General features: G+C 60.5%; 15 protein-coding genes and 2 tRNA genes. 15 read left to right on the top strand and 2 right to left on the bottom strand.

Annotated features, from left to right (window positions below):
* Positions 1-40 precede the first annotated feature (40 nt).
* The 4 genes from M0412_RS14170 (at position 41) to M0412_RS14185 (ending at position 4425) form a co-directional block, all read left to right on the top strand.
* Positions 41-1120, top strand: coding sequence for a Tim44 domain-containing protein (locus M0412_RS14170; RefSeq protein ID WP_269699034.1), 1080 nt, complete (start codon positions 41-43; stop codon positions 1118-1120).
* A gap of 496 nt (positions 1121-1616) precedes the next feature.
* The gene (locus tag M0412_RS14175; RefSeq protein ID WP_269699035.1) at positions 1617-2807 is read left to right on the top strand and encodes an OpgC family protein; all 1191 of its coding nucleotides are present in this window, start codon (positions 1617-1619) and stop codon (positions 2805-2807) included.
* 209 nt (positions 2808-3016) lie between these two features.
* Complete coding sequence (gene mnmA, locus M0412_RS14180) at positions 3017-4213, top strand: tRNA 2-thiouridine(34) synthase MnmA (RefSeq protein ID WP_142841524.1); 1197 nt, start codon at positions 3017-3019, stop codon at positions 4211-4213.
* Between the two features lie 135 nt (positions 4214-4348).
* Positions 4349-4425: transfer RNA gene (locus M0412_RS14185), tRNA-Met, on the top strand.
* A gap of 832 nt (positions 4426-5257) precedes the next feature.
* Here M0412_RS14185 and M0412_RS14190 read toward each other — a convergent pair.
* Positions 5258-5332: transfer RNA gene (locus tag M0412_RS14190), tRNA-Gly, on the bottom strand.
* 255 nt (positions 5333-5587) lie between these two features.
* On the opposite strand from M0412_RS14190, the gene M0412_RS14195 reads away from it, so the two are divergent.
* The 11 genes from M0412_RS14195 (at position 5588) to M0412_RS14245 (ending at position 20571) form a co-directional block, all read left to right on the top strand.
* On the top strand, positions 5588-6097 hold the full coding sequence (locus M0412_RS14195) for a prolyl-tRNA synthetase associated domain-containing protein (protein WP_269699036.1): 510 nt from the start codon (positions 5588-5590) through the stop codon (positions 6095-6097).
* A 53-nt stretch (positions 6098-6150) separates the two neighbouring features.
* Positions 6151-7119, top strand: coding sequence for a thioredoxin (gene trxA / locus M0412_RS14200; protein ID WP_046799884.1), 969 nt, complete (start codon positions 6151-6153; stop codon positions 7117-7119).
* A gap of 68 nt (positions 7120-7187) precedes the next feature.
* Complete coding sequence (locus M0412_RS14205) at positions 7188-7859, top strand: LON peptidase substrate-binding domain-containing protein (protein WP_161991344.1); 672 nt, start codon at positions 7188-7190, stop codon at positions 7857-7859.
* Between the two features lie 9 nt (positions 7860-7868).
* A complete protein-coding gene (locus M0412_RS14210; protein ID WP_006310303.1) occupies positions 7869-8057 on the top strand; it encodes a Trm112 family protein in 189 nt (62 codons plus the stop codon).
* 118 nt (positions 8058-8175) lie between these two features.
* Positions 8176-13629 (top strand): alpha-2-macroglobulin family protein, encoded by a 5454-nt coding sequence (locus tag M0412_RS14215; RefSeq protein WP_269699037.1) that lies wholly within the window; start codon positions 8176-8178, stop codon positions 13627-13629.
* The gene (gene pbpC, locus M0412_RS14220; protein WP_269699038.1) at positions 13626-15704 is read left to right on the top strand and encodes a penicillin-binding protein 1C; all 2079 of its coding nucleotides are present in this window, start codon (positions 13626-13628) and stop codon (positions 15702-15704) included. Before M0412_RS14215 ends, pbpC begins: the two co-directional genes overlap by 4 nt.
* A gap of 250 nt (positions 15705-15954) precedes the next feature.
* Positions 15955-16161: a hypothetical protein gene (locus tag M0412_RS14225; protein WP_110758044.1), complete on the top strand. Its 207-nt coding sequence runs from the start codon at positions 15955-15957 to the stop codon at positions 16159-16161.
* Positions 16161-17087 (top strand): substrate-binding domain-containing protein, encoded by a 927-nt coding sequence (locus M0412_RS14230; RefSeq protein WP_269699522.1) that lies wholly within the window; start codon positions 16161-16163, stop codon positions 17085-17087. Before M0412_RS14225 ends, M0412_RS14230 begins: the two co-directional genes overlap by 1 nt.
* Positions 17088-17173: 86 nt before the next feature.
* Entirely contained in the window at positions 17174-18709 is a 1536-nt protein-coding gene (locus M0412_RS14235) for a sugar ABC transporter ATP-binding protein (RefSeq protein WP_142856262.1), read from the top strand.
* A gap of 35 nt (positions 18710-18744) precedes the next feature.
* A complete protein-coding gene (locus M0412_RS14240; protein ID WP_269699039.1) occupies positions 18745-19758 on the top strand; it encodes an ABC transporter permease in 1014 nt (337 codons plus the stop codon).
* A gap of 57 nt (positions 19759-19815) precedes the next feature.
* Positions 19816-20571, top strand: coding sequence for a sulfite exporter TauE/SafE family protein (locus M0412_RS14245; RefSeq protein ID WP_237681410.1), 756 nt, complete (start codon positions 19816-19818; stop codon positions 20569-20571).
* A 10-nt stretch (positions 20572-20581) separates the two neighbouring features.
* On the opposite strand, the gene M0412_RS14250 is transcribed toward M0412_RS14245, so the two are convergent.
* Positions 20582-21466, bottom strand: a complete 885-nt coding sequence (locus M0412_RS14250; RefSeq protein ID WP_080819437.1) for a MurR/RpiR family transcriptional regulator — start codon at positions 21464-21466, stop codon at positions 20582-20584.
* Between the last annotated feature and the right edge of the window lie 54 nt (positions 21467-21520).

Genomic DNA, 21520 nt, shown 5'->3' on the forward strand with positions numbered 1-21520 from the left:
GAGATGCTGCTCATGGGAGGGCGGCCAACAGGAGATAGTGATGTTTGCTGCCTTTCGGCGCTTCAAGGGTTTGTTCGCAGTCGCCGCACTTGGTATCGCGGTGTCTTTCGTGGCGGTTGATATGGCCGAGGCACGCCGTGCCGGCGGTGGTTTCGGCAGCCGTGGTACGCGGACATACTCCGCACCACCTGCGACCACCACTGCGCCGGGCCAGACCGCGCCAATTAATCGCAGCATGACCCCCAATACCAACCAGGCGGCGCCCAACGCTGCCCAGCCGGCGCGCCCCGGTGCGCAGGCGGCCCCGCAGCAGAGCCGTGGCCTGTTTGGCGGCATGATGGGTGGTCTTATGGGCGGCCTGTTGATGGGCGGCCTGTTCGGCATGCTGATGGGCGGCGGTTTTGGCGGTATGGCCGGTTTCTTCGGCATGCTGATGCAGGTACTGCTTATCGGTGGTCTGGTGATGCTCGCCATGCGTTTCTTCGCATCGCGCCGTCAGGGCCAGCCCGCTTACGGTGCAGCCGGCGGCTCGCAGCGCACGGATCATTCCGGTTCGTCCTTTAATGGTGGCTCGCAGGCAGGTCCTTCCGCATCCTCGTTCAAAATCCCGAAGATCGGCGCTCTCGCCGGTGCTACGGGCGGTGCGGCGGCAGTCACAGCGGCAGCGGCCAAGCCGGTGGCGCACGAGAACGCCGTTTCCGAAGGTGACGAGATCGGCATCACCCAGGGCGACCTCGAAACCTTCCAGAAAATGCTGGAAGACGTCCAGTCCGCCTATGCTGCAGAGGATTACGGCACGTTGCGCAAGCTGACGACGCCGGAAGCCATGTCCTATCTCGCCGAGGAACTGAGCGACAATGCCACGAGCGGTGTGAAAAACGACGTCCGCGACGTGACACTACTGCAGGGCGATGTTGCCGAAGCCTGGCACGAAGAAGGCCAGGACTATGCGACGGTGGCCATGCGCTACTCCGCCATCGACATCATGCGCGATCGCACCTCGGGCAAGGTTATCGAGGGTGACGAGCACAAGCCTTCCGAAGCGGTGGAAATGTGGACCTTCGTGCGCCGTGGCGGCAACGACAACTGGCAGGTCGCCGCCATTCAGGCCGCCGCCTGAGGCGAGAGCGAGTTTCATTTCTAGACTGAACAGCCCGGAGGTTACCAACCTCCGGGCTTTCGTTTGTCAGGATCAGCGATATCGCCGATTTCGGCGTTGATTCGGGTTGTGCCCCGGGCGCAGATGGGGGCAGGGCAGGGGCACAAAAAAAAGGCTGATAAATCTAACGGGTGATATCTGCCGCACCCACAAATCCGGACTTGGCCTCTCGCCCTGCCATGCAAGGGTTTGCGTGCTCACTGCCAAGGCATCGTGTCTGCGCATGGCTCGGTGCTTCCACGGAATCGCCTTTTTTCATTCATCCGGCATTCAGTCCGCGCGTCCTACCACGGGGCATACACGTCAATGTGACTTTTCGCGTCGGTTCTAAACCGCTTTGGAAAGGGAACCTCAGCCGCAAAACAGCGTTGACAATCCAATCCCCGGCCCGCCTCCCGCACGCCGGGCTGGGTGGCCGGGCAACGCAGGCCCTGTGAGAGAACGGAGAGCTATCGAGATGAAACGCTTTGACCTGATCGACGGGATGCGTGGTTACTTCCTCGTTTTCATGCTGATCAACCATCTGGTGTTTGCCGGCGGCTTCTGGCTGGTGGAAGTCAATCACCGGCAGTTTGCCTTTGTCGAGGACGCGCAGGGCTTCGTGTTCCTGTCCGGTCTCCTGATCGGCATGGTCTATGCCCGCAAGATGATGAAATATGGTTATGACGCCGGCAAGCAGATGATCTGGAACCGGGCGATGGAGCTTTATCGCTACGCGATGGGCCTTGTCATTGCCGTGCTGTTCTTCCGCATGGTCATCCCGCATGCGCCTTACATCTGGTACAACTGGCTCGGCATGACGACCTTCGACGATCCGCTGCGTCTCGCTGCCATTGCGACATTCCTCTTCCAGCCGACCTTCATGGATATCTTGCCGCAGTACATCGTCTACATGCTGTTTGCGCCGATCCTCGTGAAGCTCTGCCTTGATGGCAAGTGGGCTTATGTCATGGCCGGCTCCCTGCTGGTCTGGATGGCTGGCCAGCTTGGCCTGCAGCAGATCGTCACGACGCCGCTCAACGAACTCGTCAAGGGTGCGGATGAGCAGGGCATTCGCGTCAGCTTCAACCTGCTGGGCTGGCAGCTGGTGTTCTATTCGGCACTGGTGATGGGTGCGATGACGGCGCAGAACCGTATTCCGTGGAAGGCGATCTTCTCGCCGCAGCATACGTGGTTGCCTAAGGCCGCGCTGCTTATCTGCCTGTTCTTCCTGCCGCTGCGCATCGCCACGGCATGGGGCCTGATGCCGGAATTCATGATGGGCAAGTTCTCCACCATGGAAATCCGCGCCGATTTCGGCCCCGTCTATCTCATCAACTTCCTCGCCGTCGGCGTCGGCCTGACCTGGCTGGTGATTGCCGGCCCGAAGCATCACAACCCGCTCGTGCGCTCCATTGCCGAAGGCGTGATCTGGGTGCTGTCGTTGAAGTTCCTGCAATTGCTCGGCCGCCATTCGCTGCAGGTCTATGTCTGGCACGTGGCGATCGTCTACGGCGTCTATTATCTTGATGGCCGCACGGCGGAACTGTCGCAGGTCAGCAAGACGCTGATTGCCTTCACGGCCATCGGACTGCTGGCGTTGCCGGCTCTGTGGCGGGAGCGCGACAAGTGGATCGGCAGCAGCGGCCAGAAAACGGCTGGCGCTTAACACCACCACTATTTCCGGTGTCTGAGGGCTTTACGGGGCGGTTTTCCGCCCCGTACTTGCGTGCGCGGCCATTCCTTTCTATATGCAGCCCTTAAATCCGCAGGATGGCGGCGCAGGACAGTCCGGTTTTTCCGGCTGATGCCCACGCGGCGGATGACCGACAGGCGGCGGGGCCTTTACCCCCGTTATGACTGACGATGGGAAAAAACGTGAATACGCTCGATTTTGACAAGAGGCCGGAAGATACCCGGATCGTTGTCGCCATGTCCGGTGGCGTCGATTCTTCGGTTGTGGCCGGTATCCTCAAGCGCGAGGGCTATGATGTCCTTGGCATTACGCTCCAGCTCTATGACCATGGTGCTGCCGTGCACCGCGCCGGTTCCTGTTGCGCGGGGCAGGATATTGATGATGCGCGCAGGGTCTGCGAAACGCTGGGTATTCCGCATTATGTGCTGGATTACGAAGCGCGGTTCCGTGAAACCGTCATCAATCCTTTTGCCGAAGCCTATGCAATGGGAGAAACGCCGATCCCCTGCGTTGCCTGCAACCAGACGGTAAAATTTGCCGATCTGCTCGCCACAGCGCAGGAACTCGGCGCTGATGCGCTGGCAACCGGCCATTATATCCGCTCACGCCCCAATCCCGTGTCTGGCCAGCCGGGCCGCCGAGCGCTTTATCGCCCGATCGATAGCGACCGCGACCAGAGCTGGTTCCTGTTCGCCACCACACAGGAGCAGATCGACTATCTGCGCTTTCCGCTGGGTGGCCTCTCCAAGGCCGAAACGAGGGCGCTGGCGGAAGATATGGGGCTCGTCGTTGCCAAGAAGGCCGACAGCCAGGACATCTGTTTCGTGCCGCAGGGCAAATATACCGATATCATCAACAAGCTGAAGCCGAATGCGGCTCTGGCCGGCGATATCGTGCATCTGGATGGTCGTGTGCTCGGCCGCCATGATGGTATCGTGCATTATACGATCGGCCAGCGTCGTGGCATCGGTGTTGCCACCGGGGAGCCTCTCTACGTCGTGCATCTCGATGCGCGTGGCCGCCGTGTTATTGTTGGCCCCCGCGAAGCGCTGGAAACCCGCCGCGTCTATCTGCGTGACATGAACTGGCTGGGTGACGGCGAACTGGCTGTCGACGCCGGGCAGGGTTTTGCCTGCTTCGCCAAAGTGCGCTCCACGCGCCCACCAACCGAAGCGGTGCTGCATGCCGACGAAAATGGCATCTATGTGGATCTGATGACCGGCGAAGCCGGCGTCGCCCCGGGCCAGGCCTGCGTGCTCTATTCAGCGCCGGGCGCGGATGCCCGCGTTTACGGTGGTGGTTTCATCGAACGTTCGGAACGCTCGGTGGAAGCCGAGGCTTCGCTGAAGGCACTTCTGGAAAAGCCGGTTGCGGCCTGAAACAGTTCGCTTTTTGCCGCGAGGTGGAAAGCGAATTTTTTGCGCATCTTGCGCTTGACACTTTGGGGAGCGGCACCTTATAAGCCGCTCATCCTGATGGAGCGGCCAGTCACATGACTGTCACGTTTCCCCTGTGGCGGGGTAGCTCAGGTGGTTAGAGCAGCGGAATCATAATCCGCGTGTCGGGGGTTCAAGTCCCTCTCCCGCTACCACTTTCATCCAAAGTACAAAATTAAATAAGCGCCTTGTGCGCCTGTTTTTTGCCGTCTGGCCAAGGCCGGAAAGTGCCTACAGCAGCGTATTGGCCCATAGCGGTCGCCAAAAAAAGGGAAACCCGCCTGCTGCCAAAATGCAGCCAGCGGGTCTCGACCTCTACCCCCTCCCACAAGGGCGGCTGCACAAAAGCACATCAAATGAATTATGGCAAGATCATGGCGACCATATTGTTGCCGTGGACGGCTCCGTTCGCCAATTTAGTGGCGGATGGCACAGTGTGACCAGTTCCGTGTGCCGCTGGTAAGGCGCCTGATAGGAGACGATGTTCTCGGAGCAGCGCATTTCGGCGCGATTCGAATAGGTGTTCTCAGCCCGGTGTGACTGATAATGGTCTCTGTGCCGTGAAGGCTGATCCTGACCATAAACGACCATGTCTGCCGCGAATGAGGCGGCCGGCATCGTCACGGCAGCGAGTGCTGCAATCAAAAGAGTTTTCGAAATTGCGGACATGGGTGTTTCCCCCCGGTGTTGATCAACACAGGGAAACGCCCTCTATACGGGCGATGTTCCGGATGGGAAGATTTATATTTTGGCGGCAGATGCCAAAAAAATGCCCGCTCATGGCGGGCAATTCAGAGGGGAACCGAGGTTAGGAGCCTCGCATCTGAAACGACCATTTCTGACGGAAGTTCCATTCGTCCGATAATTTCGCCGTTGTTCTGAAAAGGCAGAATGACGAACTCTTGAGTGCCAAACCGCATAACCTAGCACAATCCGACTGGTCTGAAATTCATTATTCCGTTGGGAGATTACGTCTCTGGGAAAATTTGGAGCGGGCGAAGGGATTTGAACCCTCGACCCCAACCTTGGCAAGGTTGTGCTCTACCCCTGAGCTACACCCGCTCAAATCCACCGGTCCGGGGTAGTCGCTGAACCGTGGGTCACCACGTTGCGGCGACGGGCGCTATATCGCTCAATCGTTTTTGGAATGCAACAGGGAAATGACAAAAACGCGAAAATTTCTTTGAAAAATGCGACAAGCGACGGAAATGATTGGCGGTTTTTCATCTTTGCGTTTTTTCCGGCGTTGCCAAGCGCCGGTTGCCCCCTTAATCAGGAATGCAATAATATTGGAATCGGCAGAGGCGGCGGCGGAATATGGCGGAGAATTCTCCCAGAACGGCAACGGAGCTTTTCCAGTTTCTGGATGGGCTCGGCATTTCTCATACCACGAAACAGCACGAACCGGTGTTTACCGTTGCCGAAGCCCAGTCGCTGCGCGATCTCATTCCCGGCGGCCATACGAAAAACCTTTTCGTGAAGGACAAGAAGGATCAATATTTTGTTCTGACTGTCGAAGAAAATGCCGTTGTCGATCTCAAAAGCGTTCACAAGACGATAGGTGCTGCAAGCCGCGTATCCTTTGGCAGGCCGGAAAAAATGCTTGAATATCTGGGCGTCGTGCCGGGATCGGTAACGGTCTTCGGGGCGATCAACGACACTGGCAGGCAGGTCACCTTCGTGCTCGACAGTGATCTTCTGGAAAACGAACTGGTCAATGGCCATCCGCTTTCCAACGACCAGACGACGACGATCGCGTCGAAGGATCTTATCCGCTTTCTGGAGGCGACCGGACATGCGCCGCTTGTCTTGAAAGTCAGCGAGTGAGATACGATCTTTGCTTCAACTGAGACATGCGACAGAAATTGCGGGAGACCGGCATGAGCGACACCAATAATCCTTACGGCGGTTCCTATGGCGGGCAGATGTCTGCAAGCGCGCATCACAACGGCGAGCTGAATGGCGCAGCCTCCGGTCACATCAAGGACACAACGACGGCTGCTTTCTCCAAGGATGTTCTTGAGGAATCGCGCCGCCAGCCGGTTCTGGTGGATTTCTGGGCGCCCTGGTGCGGCCCGTGCAAGCAGCTGACGCCGGTGCTCGAAAAGGTCATCAACGAGGCGAATGGCCGTGTGAAGCTTGTGAAGCTGAACATCGACGATCACCCGTCCATTCCGGGCCAGCTCGGCATCCAGTCCATCCCCGCCATCGTCGCTTTTGCCGATGGCCGGCCGGTGGATGGCTTCATGGGCGCGGTGCCGGAAAGCCAGATCAAGCAGTTCATCGACAAGATTGCCGGCCCGGATGCGGGTGATCCCAAAGCCGAAATCGAGGCGGCTCTGACCGAGGCGAAACAGCTTCTGACGGATGGCGATTTTAACGGCGCAGCACAGCTGTTCGGCGCCGTCATGCAGGCCGATCCGGAAAACCCCGCGGCGATTGCCGGTATTGCCGAATGCATGATTGCTGCCGGTCAGTATGAACGGGCTAGCGAACTGCTCTCCTCCCTGCCTGCGGAGCTCAACGAAGATGCGGGCATTCAGCTCGTTCTGAAAAAGATCGCGCAATATGAGGAAGCCCGAAAGATCGGAGATCCGGTGGCGCTGGAAAGCGATCTGGCGCTCAATCCCGATCATCACGAGGCGCGGGTGAAGCTCGCCAAGGTGCTGAACGCTCAAGGGCGGCGCGATGAAGCGGCAGACCATCTGCTCTATGTCATGCGCAAGGACCGGACCTTTGATGATGACGGCGCGCGCCGGCAGCTTCTGGAGTTTTTCGAGGCCTGGGGCTTCAAGGACCCGGCAACCGTCGCCGGCCGCCGGAAGCTTTCGGCAATATTGTTTTCGTAATGCGGGCATATCCCGGCCGCGGCGGTTGATCTGCAGGCAGGGCAGCAGTGAACAGGGGGCTTGATCCCATGCATGTCGGAAATGCGAGATATGTGAAGAATGACGATCTGCCGGAAACCGTGCCGGTATTTCCCTTGCCGGGTGCCCTGCTGCTACCGGAAGGCCATCTTCCACTCAATATTTTCGAGCCGAGATATCTCGCCATGATCGACATGGCACTGGCTGGCCACCGTGTCATCGGCATGGTGCAGCCGGCCCTGAATGTCATTGAGGCGGGGATTGAAGGCGGGCCTTTGAGCGCGGTCGGATGTCTCGGCCGAATTACCTCCTTTTCGGAAACCGGGGATGGCCGTTACGTCATCTCTCTCACCGGTGTCTGCCGTTTCCGCTTGCTGGAAGAGGTGGAGGCAGGCAAGCCCTATCGCAGCTTCCGTCACGCGCCTTTCATTGCCGATCTTTCCGGCGAATATGACGAGGAAGCGGTGGATCGCGAAAATCTGCTCCGGGTATTTCGCGCGTTTCTGGACGCAAACCAGCTGGAGGCTGATTGGGAAAGCGTGGAAAGGGCGGGCAATCGTGTCCTCGTCAATTCCCTTTCCATGATGTCTCCCTTCGGTCCGGCCGAAAAACAGGCGCTGCTTGAAGCCCCCGACCTGAAGACACGGGCCGAAACATTGATTGCCATCACCGAGATCGTTCTTGCCCAGGGGTCGGGCGAGGGCGGCACCGTGCTGCAATAGGATCGCCCCATGGACGACAGAATGAGCAATGTCGATCCGAAGCTCCTGGAGCTGCTGGTCTGCCCTTTGACCAAGGGGCGTCTTTCTTATGACCGGACCCACAACGAGCTCATCTCCGAAAGCGCAAGGCTCGCTTACCCGATCCGCGACGGCGTGCCGATCATGCTGATTTCCGAAGCGCGTAAAATAGAAGACTAGCCTCCCCGTCTGCTGGCCTCCACGCATCCTCCTGTTGTGAATTGACGAAGATGCGTTGACAACCATGCGTGGATTTGACCAGAGTCCCGCCCGACATGTCTGTTGCGGGAGAATACTGATGTCGTTGCGCGCGCTCGTCCGGATTTCGTTGGTTGCGGTCTCTACCGCCCTGATTTTTCTCCCGGCCACGGCGGCCGAACCTTCGCGGAAAGTGGTAACCACGCAAAACGGCGATTATTTCGGCTTCGATCTTCGGACGGAGCAGAATGTCTCGCTGGAACAATGCGGCGAGATTTGCGTCGGCGACGCTGCCTGCAAGGCCTTTACCTACAATCCCAAGGTGAAATGGTGCTTCCTCAAATCGGATTTCAACCAGCTGAACGCTTTCCCCGGCGCGGTTGCCGGCAAGATCGTGGAAGTGGCGACGGAAGCCGATATCGGTGCGCCGCAACGCCTTTCCTTCGTGACGGATAGCCTGCAGCAGGAAGCCCGCCGGCTGAAATCCGGCCTTGCTGCCAGTGACGGTGACGAACAGGGCGTGGAAGCCCTTGTGCAGACGGCGCGGCAACAGGCAGCCGCAGGCAATGTTGCCGATGCGGTCACGACCTATAAACAGGCTCTAGCCATCACGCCTGATGACGGTGCGCTCTGGGCGGAATTGTCGGAAAAGGCGGCGCAGGTCAAGGATAATTATTCGATTGCCGGGCAGGCGGCGTCTGCCGCCATCAACGCCTATCAGCTGAGCCGCACGGTCAGCGCCCGCACCGAGGCCCTGAACCGGCTGGCGAAGGCTTTTGAGCGAACCCAGAATTATCGCGCGGCACTCAATTCCTATAAGGAGAGCCTTGCGCTCACCGACAACGCACAGACAACGGCGGCCTATGCCGATCTGCGCACGCGTCAGGGTTTCCGCGTCATCAACAACACCGTGGATACCGATAGCGTCAGCCCGCGCGCCTGCGTGCAGTTTTCCGAACCGCTGGTGAAGAACGGCGTCGATTATTCCTCCTTCATCACGCTGGATGGGGCAGCCCCCAAGGCCATCGAAGCGAAGGGCAGCGAGATCTGCGTGGAAGGCCTGACCCATGGCCAGCGCTACAAGATAGCGCTGCGCGCCGGCCTGCCGTCTTCGGTGGAAGAGCCTCTGGAAAAGCAGGTCAATCTCGATATTTATGTGCGTGACCGCGCCGCCAGCGTGCGCTTCACGGGTGAAAATTTCGTACTGCCGGGTACTGCGCGCCGCGGCATTCCGATCGTCTCCGTTAATGCCGACAAGGCCGATCTGAAGCTCTATCGCGTCGGTGATCGCAACATCACCGCGCTGCTTTCCAATTCGCAGTTTCTGACGCAGATGGACGGTTACAACGCCGACCGCATCGAAAATGAAATCGGCGAACTCGTCTGGCAGGGCGCGATCGATATCCAGCCGGATCTCAACAAGGATGTGGTGACGAGCTTCCCGGTGGATGAAGCTTTGCCGGAGCGGAAACCTGGCATCTATGTGCTGACAGCCGTGCCGCCCGGCACCGCGCCGGAAACATGGGATTCCCGCGCCACGCAATGGTTCCTCGTATCCGATACCGGCATCACGACCTATGCCGGAACCGATGGGCTCAATGTCTTCGTCCGCGCCCTTGGCAGCGCCAAGCCGCTCGCGGACGTGGATTTGCAGCTGCTTGCCAAGAATAATGAGGTGCTTGGCACGGCTAAGACCGATGCGGACGGCCGCGCGGTGTTTTCCGCCGGCTTGATGCGCGGCACGGCTGCGCAGGCGCCCGCAATCCTCACCGCACGCAACGGCGACAAGGACTACGTGTTCCTCGACATGACCCGCGCCGGCTTCGACCTCTCGGATCGCGGCGTGACGGGACGTGCAGCACCCGGCGCGATCGATGTGTTCAGCTGGACCGAACGCGGCATCTACCGCGCCGGTGAGACCGTGCATGCCGCAGCGCTTGCCCGCGACGTCGACGGCAAGGCAATCGAGGATCTTCCGCTCACTTTCATCTTCTCGCGCCCTGACGGTGTCGAGGACCGGCGTTTCGTCAGCGACGGCAAGGCGCTGGGCGGCCATGCGGTCGATCTGCCGTTGCAGGCAAATGCCATGCGCGGCACCTGGACGATGCGCATCCATACCGACCCGAAGACGGCTGCCATCAGCGAAAAGAGCTTCCTCGTCGATGATTTCGTGCCTGATCGCACCGAGTTCGATCTTTCCAGCAAGGCAAAACAGATCGACCCGGCTGCGGAAACGGCAATCGACGTCGATGGCCGTTATCTCTATGGCGCGCCCGCTGCCGGCCTGACGCTGGAAGGCGAGGTCGCGATCAAGCCGACGCGCACCAGCGCCGATTTCGAAGGTTATTTCTTTGGTCTGGCCGATGAGGAAAGCGAAGAGGAAAACCGCACCACGCTTGCCGATCTGCCGGTTCTGGATGAAGAGGGCAAGGCGAGCTTTAATGTCGATCTGACCGATCTGCCCTCCACCACGCAGCTGCTTTCCGCCAACATCACCGTGCGCATGCAGGAGGCGGGTGGACGTGCCGTGGAGCGCTCGCTGACGCTGCCTATCAAGGCGGAAGCCCCTGTTATCGGCATCAAGCCGCAATTTTCCGGCGATCTCGCCCAGAATTCCGTTGGCCGTTTCCACATCATCGGCGTCAGCGCCGATGGCGTGAAACAGCCGATGAGCGGCCTCAACTGGAAGCTCATCAAGGTCGAGCGGAACTATCAATGGTATCGTCAGGGCAATTCCTGGCGTTACGAGCCGGTGGAATACACCAAGCAGCAGGAAGCCGGCAGCTTGTCCGTCGATGCCAATGGCGGCGAGGTTTCCGTGCCGGTCACCTGGGGCCGCTACCGGCTGGAAGTGGAGGGTGCCGGTAATGGCGCACCGGTCTCCAGCGTTGAATTCGATGCCGGTTTTTATGTTGAGGCAAGCTCGACGGAAACGCCGGATGCGCTGGAAATTGCGCTGGACAAACAGAGCTACAAGATCGGCGATACGGCGAAACTCAAGGTTTCCTCACGTTTTGCCGGTGAGCTGATGATCACGTCCGGTTCCGAGAAGCTGATTTCCGTTCAGAATGCCGAGATAGGCGCGGATGGCGGCGAGATCGACATTCCGGTCACCGAGGAATGGGGTGCGGGCGCTTACGTCACGGCCACGCTGTTCCGGCCCGGCGATGCGCAGGAAAGCCGCATGCCGATGCGCGCCATCGGCATCAAATGGCTTGCCGTCGATCCGGCCGAGCGCAAGCTTGCCGTCACCCTCGGCGCGCCGCAGAAGACGCTGCCGCGCCAGCCGCTTGAAATTCCGATCACGGTTGCGGGCGCTGGTGTCGGCGAAAAGGCCTATGCCATCGTTGCGGCCGTGGATGTCGGCATCCTGAACCTCACCCGCTATGAACCGCCGAAGCCGGATGAATGGTATTTCGGCCAGCGCCGGCTGGGGCTGGAAATCCGCGACCTTTATGGCCGCCTGATTGACGGTTCGCTTGGTACCACCGGCCGGTTGCGCACCGGCGGTGATGGCGCAGGCGCCGCCCTTCAGGGCAGCCCGCCCACCGAAAAGCTGGTGGCCTTCTTTGCCGGTCCGGTCGAACTCGACGGTGACGGCAAGGCGACGGTTAGCTTCGATATTCCGCAGTTCAACGGTACAGCGCGCATCATGGCGGTGGCCTGGACGAAGACGGGCGTGGGACATGCTGTCTCCGATGCCGTCATCCGCGATCCCGTCGTGGTCACGGCCAGCGCGCCGAAATTCCTCGCGCCCGGCGATGTCTCGCAGTTGCGGCTCGATATCGCCAATACCGATGGCGAGGCTGGCGATTACCGGCTGGATGTCACAAGCAACACGGCCTTGACGGTCGATCAGGGCGAGATGTCGCAGACCTTGGCGCTGCAAAAGGGCGGTAAGTCGTCGCTGACGGTTCCGCTGACGGGCGAACAGCCCGGCAATGGCGCAATCACCATCAAGGTTTCCAATGCTGCGGGTGTCTCGCTGGAGCAGGTTCTGAATGTTCCGGTGCGCCCGGCCGTTCTGCCTGTCACAACGCGGCGCGAAATCAAGATTGCGCCGAACAGCAGCCTGACGATCAACGGCGATCTTCTGGCCGACAGCATGCTGCTCGGCTCTTCGGTCGCCGTCAATGTCACGCGCTCGCCCGCCTTTGATATTCCGGCGCTGGTGATGATGCTGGACAAATATCCTTACGGCTGCGCCGAGCAGACGACGAGCCGCGCTTTGCCGTTGCTCTATCTTTCGGAGCTGACGAAGGATAGTGGCATGGCCGAAGACCCCGATACCCGCAAGCGGGTGCAGGAGGCGATTTACCGGGTGCTGTCCTTCCAGTCCAGTTCCGGAAGTTTTGGCCTCTGGTCGCCGGGTTATGGCGATCTATGGCTCGATGCCTATATCAGCGACTTCCTGACCCGCGCCCGCGAGCAGAATTATGATGTTCCCGAAGCGGCCATGGTGCAGGCGCTGAACAATCTGCAGAACGGCCTTTCCTATGACAGCAACGTCAAGGATCGCGGTAACGAGATCGCCTATTCGCTTTATGTGCTGGCACGCAACCGCAAGGCGGCGATCAACGATCTGCGTTATTACGCGGATACGGCGCTTGCCGATTTCCCGACGCCGCTTGCCAAGGCGCAGGTTGCCGCCGCGCTTTCGCTTTATGGCGATCAGGCCCGTTCGAAGAGTGTGTTCGGCGCTTCGCTCGATATGGCAAGCCGTGCCACCAATGTCAGCTTGGCGCGGGCAGATTATGGCTCTGCGCTGCGTGACGGCGCGGCGACACTGGCGCTTGCGGCCGAAAGTCGTCCGGTTCCGGCCGTCGTGCCGCAGCTTGCCGGTGCGGTGGCCAAGGAATGGGAAAAGAAGCCCTATACCAGCACCCAGGAACAGGCCTGGATGCTGCTGGCCGCCCGTGCCGTCAAAGGCGAGGACAAGGATATCCGCCTCGACGTGAACGGCGACCTGCAGACCGGCGGTTTCGGCAAGCGGATGAGCGGCGATGAATTGCTGGCCGCTCCCTTGAAGATCGCCAATGCCTCGGCCGATCCGGTCACGGCTGTTGTCACCACGGTCGCGCCGCCGGCGCAACCGCTTGCGGCGGGCGGCGAAGGCTTCACCATCACCCGCACCTATTATTCCATGGATGGCGAGGAGGTGAACCCGAGCGAGGTCACGCAAAACGAGCGTTATGTCGCGGTGCTGAACGTCGTGCCGCAAAATAACTGGCAGTCGCGCATTCTCGTGACGGATCTGCTGCCCTCCGGTTTCGAAATCGACAATCCGAGCCTCGTCAATTCGGCAGCGCTTTCGAATTTCGACTGGTTGCCGGAAACGGAAGCGGCCCATACCGAATTCCGCTACGACCGCTTCGTGGCGGCCTTCGACCGCTCGGCCGGCGACAGTTCGGAGATCACGCTTGCCTATGTCGTCCGCGCCGTTACTCCGGGCACCTATGACCATCCGGCAGCCTCTGTTGAAGATATGTATCGGCCGCAATTTGCCGCCCGCACGGCAACCGGCCGCATGGAGGTGCGCTCGGCAAACCCATGAGGCGACGGAAGGCGATCATCGTCGGCATCGTGTCAGCCGCGCTGCTTCTCGGCGGCGCGGCCTTCGGTCTTGATGCACTGGACAAGGCCTATCCGCCGCCGCTGGAGGCTGCGCAGCAACGATCCTTCGAGGTGCTGGACCGCGACGGCAAGCTGTTGCGCGCCTTTGCGACAGCGGATGGCCGCTGGCGGCTGAAAACGACTGCAGCCGAGGTCGATCCACAGTTCCTGCGTATGCTGGTCGCTTATGAGGACCAGCGGTTCTACGATCATCACGGGGTCGACCCATGGGCGCTTATGCGCTCCGCCTGGCAACTGGCCAGCAACGGTCGGATCGTCTCAGGCGCCTCGACTCTTTCCATGCAGGTGGCGCGGTTGATCGAGCCGCGTGCCGACCGCTCATTCTCGGCAAAATTGCTGCAGGCCATGCGGGCGCTCCAGATCGAAAGACGGCTCGACAAGGCTGATATCCTCGATCTCTATCTGAATATCGCGCCCTATGGCGGCAATCTCGAAGGCGTCAGGGCCGCCAGCCTCGCGTGGTTCGGCAAGGAGCCGGGCCGGCTCGATACGGCGGAGGCGGCCCTGCTGGTGGCGCTGCCGCAGCTGCCGGAGAAACGTCGTCCGGACCGTTTTCCGGAAGCGGCAAGGCAGGCGCGCGAGCGGGTGCTGCAACGGCTTGCCGTCGAACGCGTGGTGGGCGAAGGGGAAGCGGAGCGGGCGTCTCTTTCCGCCGTGCCCGCCAGCCGGCGCGACCTGCCGGCCTATGCGCCGCATATGGCCGTCGCCGCGCGGGCGAAATTTCCGAATACCACAGAGGCGCGCTCGACGCTGAAACTGCCGATCCAGCGGGAGCTCGAGGGGGTTGCTCGCCATGCGGCGGAAAAGCTTGGCGACAAGGTTTCCGTCGCCATCGTCATGGCCGACGCGCAGACCGGCGATATTCTCGCAGAGGTCGGCTCGGCGGATTATCTTGATACCGCGAGGCGTGGTTTCGTTGAGATGAGCCGGGCGATACGCTCACCGGGCTCCACCCTCAAGCCGTTCATCTATGGCCTTGCCTTTGAAGACGGTCTTGTCGGGCAGGAAACCATCATCGAGGATCGCCCGGCGGATTTTTCCGGTTATCGACCGCGCAATTTCGATATGCATTATCAGGGCGATGTCAGCATCCGGCAGGCTCTGCAACTGTCGCTCAACGTACCCGCCGTCAAGCTGCTGGATGCGGTCAGCCCATCGGCGCTGATGGTGCGGTTCCGGCGGGCGGGCGTCCGGCTGGTGCTGCCGTCAAGCGAGGCGCCCGGACTTGCCATTGCGCTTGGCGGGGCGGGTATTTCGCTTGTTGATCTGGTGCAGCTTTATGCCGGGCTTGCCGGCAGCGGTGATCCCGTGCGGTTGGGCGACGGCGTCCGGTCAGTCCCTGAGCGCCTTGCCGGTGACCGGCTGTTTTCCGATGCTGCGATCTGGAATGTCTCTGACATACTTTCCGGCGTGCTGCCGCCGCTCGGTATGAAACAGCGCGGAATCGCCTACAAGACAGGCACGAGTTACGGTTATCGTGATGCCTGGTCGGTGGGCTATGACGGGCGGCACGTCATCGGCGTCTGGGTCGGCCGGGCTGATAATGGCGCGGTGCCGGGTATTGCCGGTTACGCGACAGCGGCCCCGATCCTGTTCGAGGCCTTCGCAAAATCCGGTGTGGCAATCACGCCGATGCCCGGCGCACCCTCCGGTGTGGCGCGCGTTGCCGTCACCGACCTTCCCGCCAACCAGCGGCGTTTCACCCTAACCGCAAGCGGCCTGCTTTCAGCCTCGAGACGCGAAAGCGCCCCGCGCATCGTTTATCCGCCGGAAGGAGCAAGGGTTGAGCTTTCCGGCCAGTCGGGCATTTCACCGCTGGTGCTGAAGCTGCAAGGCGGGCGCGCTCCCTTCCGCTGGCTCGCGAATGGCATGCCTCTGCCCGACGCTTCCCATCGCCGCAACAGCGAGTGGCGACCCGAGGGGCAAGGGTTTTCCACCCTCACGGTGATCGATGCCGATGGCCGCGCCTCGAGCGTGCGGATTTTCGTCGAGTGAATCTTTGCGGCGTGCCAGCCGCTCTTTGCGTCCGTTCTTCCCAAAAACAAGCATAGCTTTAGCGCGCGGCGCGCAAAGTCGCAGGGCGCGGGTTCTGTCGATCCTTTTTTACCTTCGGGACGAATGTCGGCAGATGGCCCCGCAGCAAGATTTTGGAAATTTTATTGCCGTATAGAAATTCTGCAATTTTTGTTGCGAATCCTGTTCCATCCCGCTATGTTGAAACTGCGCCCGGAAAATACCCGGTCGCATGGGAGAGACGGGCGCAGCACTAAAGCTGCGCGCAAACAGTGCTGCCGTTTCGACTGATCGACAGGACATGACTTCGCTTGAGGCGGATTTTGCTGCTGCATCCGTCACCGGCGAAGCCATGCCTGGAGACGGCCGGGAGGCACCGGTTTGGGTGATCGCACACATTCGTCACGTGCGGGGAAAAGAGGAGGAGAAAATCTCGTGATCAAAAAAATCGTAATCACAACCGCATTCTGCGCCCTGATGGCAAACGCTGCCTATGCCGAGAAGATCGGCGTGGCAATGTCGCTTTTCGACGACAATTATCTCACCGTATTGCGTCACAACATTCAGCGCCATGCCAAGGACCTCGGCGTCGAAGTCCAGATGGAAGATGCGCAGGGCGATATCGCCCGCCAGCAGTCGCAGATCGAAAACTTCGTGGCGGCTGGCGTTGATGGCATCATCACCATGCTGGTGGATGCGGATTCCGGCAGGGCGATGTCGAAGATCGCTGATCAGGCGGGTATTCCACTGGTCTTCGTGAACATGCTGCCGGCCAATATGGAAAAATTCCCGGAAAAGCAGGCATGGGTCGGTTCCAATGAGGAGCAGGCCGGCGAATTGCAGGCAACCGAGGTTTGCAAGCTTGCCAGCGGCAAGGGCGATGCGGTCATTCTCATGGGGCAACTCGGCACCACCGGCCAGCGCGGCCGCACCGCGGCGGCTGAACGTGTCCTCAAAAGCGATGCCTGCAAGGACATCAAGGTGCTGGACGCGCAGACCGCGAACTGGATGCGTACCCCCGCCATGGACCTGATGACGAACTGGATCACATCCGGCATGAAGCCGACCATCGTGCTTGGAAACAATGACGAGATGGCGCTCGGCGCGATCCAGGCGTTGAAATCATCCGGTGTCGGCATGAAGGATGTCATCGTCGCCGGTGTTGATGCAACGCAGGATGCGCTGGCGGCGATGGAAGCGGGCGACCTTGACGTCACGGTCTACCAGTCTGCCAAGGGTCAGGGCGAAGGATCGCTCGATACCGTCCTCAAAATCGCGCGTGGCGAAAAATTCGAGCACAAGGTCGATGTGCCCTTTGAACTCGTCACCCCCGCCAATGTTGCTCAATACAAGTCCAACAACTGATTTGTGGCCGGCGACCGGGCATTGCCTCGGTCGCCGGCACAGCAAATCACGGCCCGGCCGCTGACCGGATAAAGGACGGGTGAGATATGATTTCCACAACCACCTTAGAGGCGATCGAACGCTTCAAGCAGGCCGCCGGCCCATACCTTCTCGAAATCGAGGGGGTGCGCAAGGAATTCCCGGGTGTCGTCGCGCTGGATGATGTGCAGTTTCGGCTGCGCCCCGGTTCCGTGCACGCGCTGATGGGCGAAAATGGCGCTGGCAAGTCGACGCTCATGAAGATCATCGCCGGTATTTACAGCCCGGATGCCGGCACCGTCAGGCTGCGGGGAGAAGACGTCCGCCTCAAAAGTCCGCGGGATGCGCTGGAGCGCGGCATCGCCATGATCCATCAGGAACTGGCGCTGATGGACTGGATGAGCGTGGCGGAGAACATCTGGATCCGCCGCGAACCGAAAAACCGTCTCGGCCTCATAGACCATGCGAAAATGCTGGCGGAGACGCAGGCGCTGTTTAACCAGCTGAAGATCAATATCGATCCGGCGGCGGAGGTCAGCACACTGACGGTGGCGCAGCGGCAGATGGTCGAAATCGCCAAGGCCGTCAGTTACCAGTCCAGCGTGCTCATCATGGATGAGCCGACATCGGCCCTCACGGAGTCCGAGGTCGCGCATCTTTTCGATATCATCCGCGATCTGCGGTCACGCAATATCGGCATCGTCTACATCACCCACAAGATGAACGAACTGTTCGAGATCGCCGACGAGTTTTCGGTGTTCCGCGACGGGCGATATGTCGGAACCCATGCGAGCACCGATGTCACGCGCGACGACATCATAAAAATGATGGTCGGCCGCGAGATCACCAACATGTTTCCCAAGCAGGAGGCATCGATCGGCGACGTGGTTCTCGAGGTCCGCGATCTCGGCTTGTCCGGTGTTTTCCGCGGTATTTCCTTCGATCTGCATCGTGGTGAAATCCTCGGCGTGGCGGGACTGGTGGGATCCGGCCGTTCCAACGTCGCCGAGGCGATTTTCGGGGTGGTGCCGGCGAGCGAAGGGACCATCCGCATCAACGGCGCTCCGGTCACGATCCACTCGCCGGCGGATGCGATGCGCAGGGGCATGGCGCTGCTGACGGAGGACCGCAAGGCAACCGGCTGTTTTTTGCCGCTTTCGATCCTTGAAAACATGCAGATCGCAGCCCTCCAGAATGGTCATGCGGCGATGGGTTATGTCGATGAGCGCGGTTTGACGGTGCTGTGCAACGACATGAAGAAGGCGCTGCGCATCAAGACGCCCGATCTCGACGAGCGGATCGAAAACCTGTCCGGCGGCAACCAGCAGAAGGTGCTGATCGCCCGCTGGCTTCTGACGAAACCGGCAATCCTCATTCTCGACGAACCGACGCGCGGCATCGATGTCGGCGCCAAGGCGGAAATCCATCGCCTGATTTCCAGTCTGGCGAAGGAAGGTGTCGCCGTCATCATGATCTCGTCGGAACTGCCGGAGGTTCTCGGCATGTCCGACCGGATTGTCGTGATGCATGAGGGGCATATGACCGGGATTCTCGATCGCGCCGAAGCGGACCAAGTCAAAATCATGGAACTGGCGGCCCGCTGAGGCTGCGACGGCGGCAATGCCGGGGAGGAAAAATCATGGATAGCGTACAGACCGAACCGGTCGAACGGAAAAGGCGCAAGCTGCCGCAGGAACTGAATATTCTGACCGTGCTGATCGGCGTCGCACTTGTGTTTGAGTTGCTCGGCTGGTTCGTGCAGGGGCAGAGCTTTCTCGGCAGTCCGCAGCGCCTGACGATCATGATCCTGCAGGTCTCCGTCGTCGGCATCATCGCCGTCGGGGTCACCCAGGTCATCATCACCGGCGGCATTGACCTCAGTTCGGGCTCGGTGGTGGCGATGACGGCCATGATCGCCATGAGTTTTGCGCAAAGCAGCGATTTCGCGCGGGCGATCTATCCGGCGCTCACCGATATGCCCGTGGTGGTGCCGCTGGTCGTCGGCCTCGGTCTCGGCCTGATCGCCGGCATCGTCAACGGCATGCTCATCGCGGTCACGGGAATACCGCCCTTCATCGCCACGCTGGGCATGATGGTGACTGCGCGCGGCATCGCCAAGTGGTATACGAAGGGGCAACCGATCTCCTTCCCGACCGAGAGCTTCGCGTCGATCGGCTCGGGCGCATGGCCTGTCGTCATCTTCCTGCTCGTCGCCGTCACCTTCCACATTGCCCTGCGCTATACGCGTTATGGCAAGTTCACTTATGCGATCGGCGCGAACATGCAGGCGGCCCGGGTGTCCGGCATCAATGTCCAGGTGCATCTGGTCAAGGTCTATGCCATTGCCGGCCTGCTCGCGGGCCTCGCCGGCATCGTCACCGCTGCCCGTGCGGAAACGGCGCAGGCCGGTATGGGCATGATGTATGAACTCGACGCCATCGCTGCGGCGGTCATCGGCGGCACATCCCTTTCCGGCGGGCGGGGACGCATTTTCGGCACCGTTATCGGCACGGTGATCCTCGGTCTGATGATGTCGGGCTTCACATTTCTGCGTGTGGATGCTTACTATCAGGAGATCGTCAAGGGACTGATCATCGTCAGCGCGGTCGTCGCTGATGTCTACCGTCAAAAAGCCCGGCTCAGGAAGGGCTGATATTCATGCGCGCGGTGCCCCGGCAGGGGTGCCGGCGGCAATGCCGAGGAGATGCACTTGAACCTATTCAACTCTCCTCTGGAACTGGGCGTCACCGTGCTTGCCGTCGTGCTGGTCGGGCTTTCCAAGGGCGGGCTCGGCGGCATGAGCCTGCTTGGCGTGCCGCTGATGGCGCTGGTGATGTCACCGGTCACGGCGGCCGCCATCCTGCTGCCCATTCTGGTGGTCATGGACATGGTCGGCGTGGCCGCCTGGCGCAAATGGGTCGACTGGCGGATCATGCGCCAGCTTCTGCCGGCAGCCGTTCTCGGCATCGGGCTTGGATGGATGACCGCCGAGATCACCTCGGATGCCGTGGTGCGTCTGATCGTCGGCCTTGTCTCGGCCGTGTTCGTGCTGCGCGTCGTGCTTTCAAGGGGCGTCCTGGTGACGGTTGCGAAGGAGCGGCCAATGGCGGGGCGATTCTGGAGCCTGCTTGCGGGTTACACCAGTTTTGTCGCCCATGCCGGCGCGCCGCCGCTACAGGTCTACCTGCTGCCGCTTCGCATGGACCCGAAGGTTTTCACCGGCACCAATGTGATGTTCTTTGCCATCACCAATGTGCTGAAGCTCGTGCCTTATGCGGCTCTCGGCGGTTTCGGCGCGCAAAATCTCGGCCGCGCCGCCCTGATGGTGCCGTTGGCTATCGTCTCCACATGGCTTGGCGCCTGGACGGTGCGCCACATGCGCGCCTCGATCTTTTATCCACTGACCTATGTGTCCGTGGCGCTGGTGGCGGTGAAGCTTATCTGGGACGGCGTGACAGGGCTTTGAGTGAGGGTGCCTAGAGGCCGGTCACCGTCGGAATGCGCGGCGCTGTTTCGTTCTTCTGAACACGGGCGGCAACGGCGACGGCCAGAGCCTGCGCAAGACACATCGGCGCGGCCAGAGACCGGGAAAAGCTGTAATCATGCTCGGGGACCGAGAACAGGACCTTTGCCGATTTTGCCAGCGGCGACAGGGTACTGTCGGAAATCGCCACGGTCGGCACACCGATCTTTTCCGCCTCCTCGACGATATTCACCACTTCCGTCGCGTAAAATCGGAACGACACCGCGATCAGCACGTCACCGGTCTTCATCGTCCGCGCCATATGGGTGGCGAGCCCGCCGCCGGGATCGAGAAGGATACATTGCTTGCCGAGCATGGTGAGGATGTAACGCAGCAGCTCCGCCACCGGTGCGGAGCGCAGCTGGCCGACAAGATAGACTGTACCGGCGGCCTCGATCAGATCGGCGGCGGTGCCGAGCTGTTCGGCGCTGATGCGTTCGAGCAGGTCCTGAAGGGAGGCGATATCCCTGACGACCAGATCGTGAAGGAAACCGTATTCCGAACGGTCCTCGCGGCTTTGCAATTCATCGTCGAGCGCGCGCACGCGCGCCTCGAAACCCGGAGCCGCCGTCGCCAGCCGTTTCTGGAACAGCGCCTGGAGTTCCTTGAACCCCTTGTAACCCAGCGACTGCGCAAACCGCACAAAACTGGAGGCGTGGATGTTGTGCCGCTCGGCAATGGTATTGACCGAATGCACTGCGACTTCATTGGGGTTCTGCGTCAGATAAACGGAGATCCGCTGATAGGTCTTGCTCATCTGGTCATGACGATCATGGATGAGGCGGATCAGTTCTTCGTAATCTTTCGGAGGGTCGACGGGCTGCGGTTGTTGCTTCATGGCATGATCTTGCAATATTTATTGCGGTTTTCCAAGAGGCATGAAGGTCCGCAG

Origin of the sequence: Agrobacterium sp. O3.4 (genome assembly GCF_041414895.1) — a bacterium.
Taxonomy (GTDB): domain Bacteria; phylum Pseudomonadota; class Alphaproteobacteria; order Rhizobiales; family Rhizobiaceae; genus Agrobacterium; species Agrobacterium cucumeris.

What these genes read in the sequence shown, in the direction of transcription:
- M0412_RS14170 (WP_269699034.1), top strand. Translation starts at nt 41, where the DNA reads ATGTTTGCTGCCTTTCGGCGCTTCAAGGGTTTGTTCGCAGTCGCCGCA.
- M0412_RS14175 (WP_269699035.1), top strand. Translation starts at nt 1,617, where the DNA reads ATGAAACGCTTTGACCTGATCGACGGGATGCGTGGTTACTTCCTCGTT.
- M0412_RS14195 (WP_269699036.1), top strand. Translation starts at nt 5,588, where the DNA reads ATGGCGGAGAATTCTCCCAGAACGGCAACGGAGCTTTTCCAGTTTCTG.
- trxA (WP_046799884.1), top strand. Translation starts at nt 6,151, where the DNA reads ATGAGCGACACCAATAATCCTTACGGCGGTTCCTATGGCGGGCAGATG.
- M0412_RS14205 (WP_161991344.1), top strand. Translation starts at nt 7,188, where the DNA reads ATGCATGTCGGAAATGCGAGATATGTGAAGAATGACGATCTGCCGGAA.
- M0412_RS14210 (WP_006310303.1), top strand. Translation starts at nt 7,869, where the DNA reads ATGGACGACAGAATGAGCAATGTCGATCCGAAGCTCCTGGAGCTGCTG.
- M0412_RS14215 (WP_269699037.1), top strand. Translation starts at nt 8,176, where the DNA reads ATGTCGTTGCGCGCGCTCGTCCGGATTTCGTTGGTTGCGGTCTCTACC.
- pbpC (WP_269699038.1), top strand. Translation starts at nt 13,626, where the DNA reads ATGAGGCGACGGAAGGCGATCATCGTCGGCATCGTGTCAGCCGCGCTG.
- M0412_RS14225 (WP_110758044.1), top strand. Translation starts at nt 15,955, where the DNA reads ATGGGAGAGACGGGCGCAGCACTAAAGCTGCGCGCAAACAGTGCTGCC.
- M0412_RS14235 (WP_142856262.1), top strand. Translation starts at nt 17,174, where the DNA reads ATGATTTCCACAACCACCTTAGAGGCGATCGAACGCTTCAAGCAGGCC.
- M0412_RS14240 (WP_269699039.1), top strand. Translation starts at nt 18,745, where the DNA reads ATGGATAGCGTACAGACCGAACCGGTCGAACGGAAAAGGCGCAAGCTG.
- M0412_RS14250 (WP_080819437.1), bottom strand. Translation starts at nt 21,466, where the DNA reads ATGAAGCAACAACCGCAGCCCGTCGACCCTCCGAAAGATTACGAAGAA.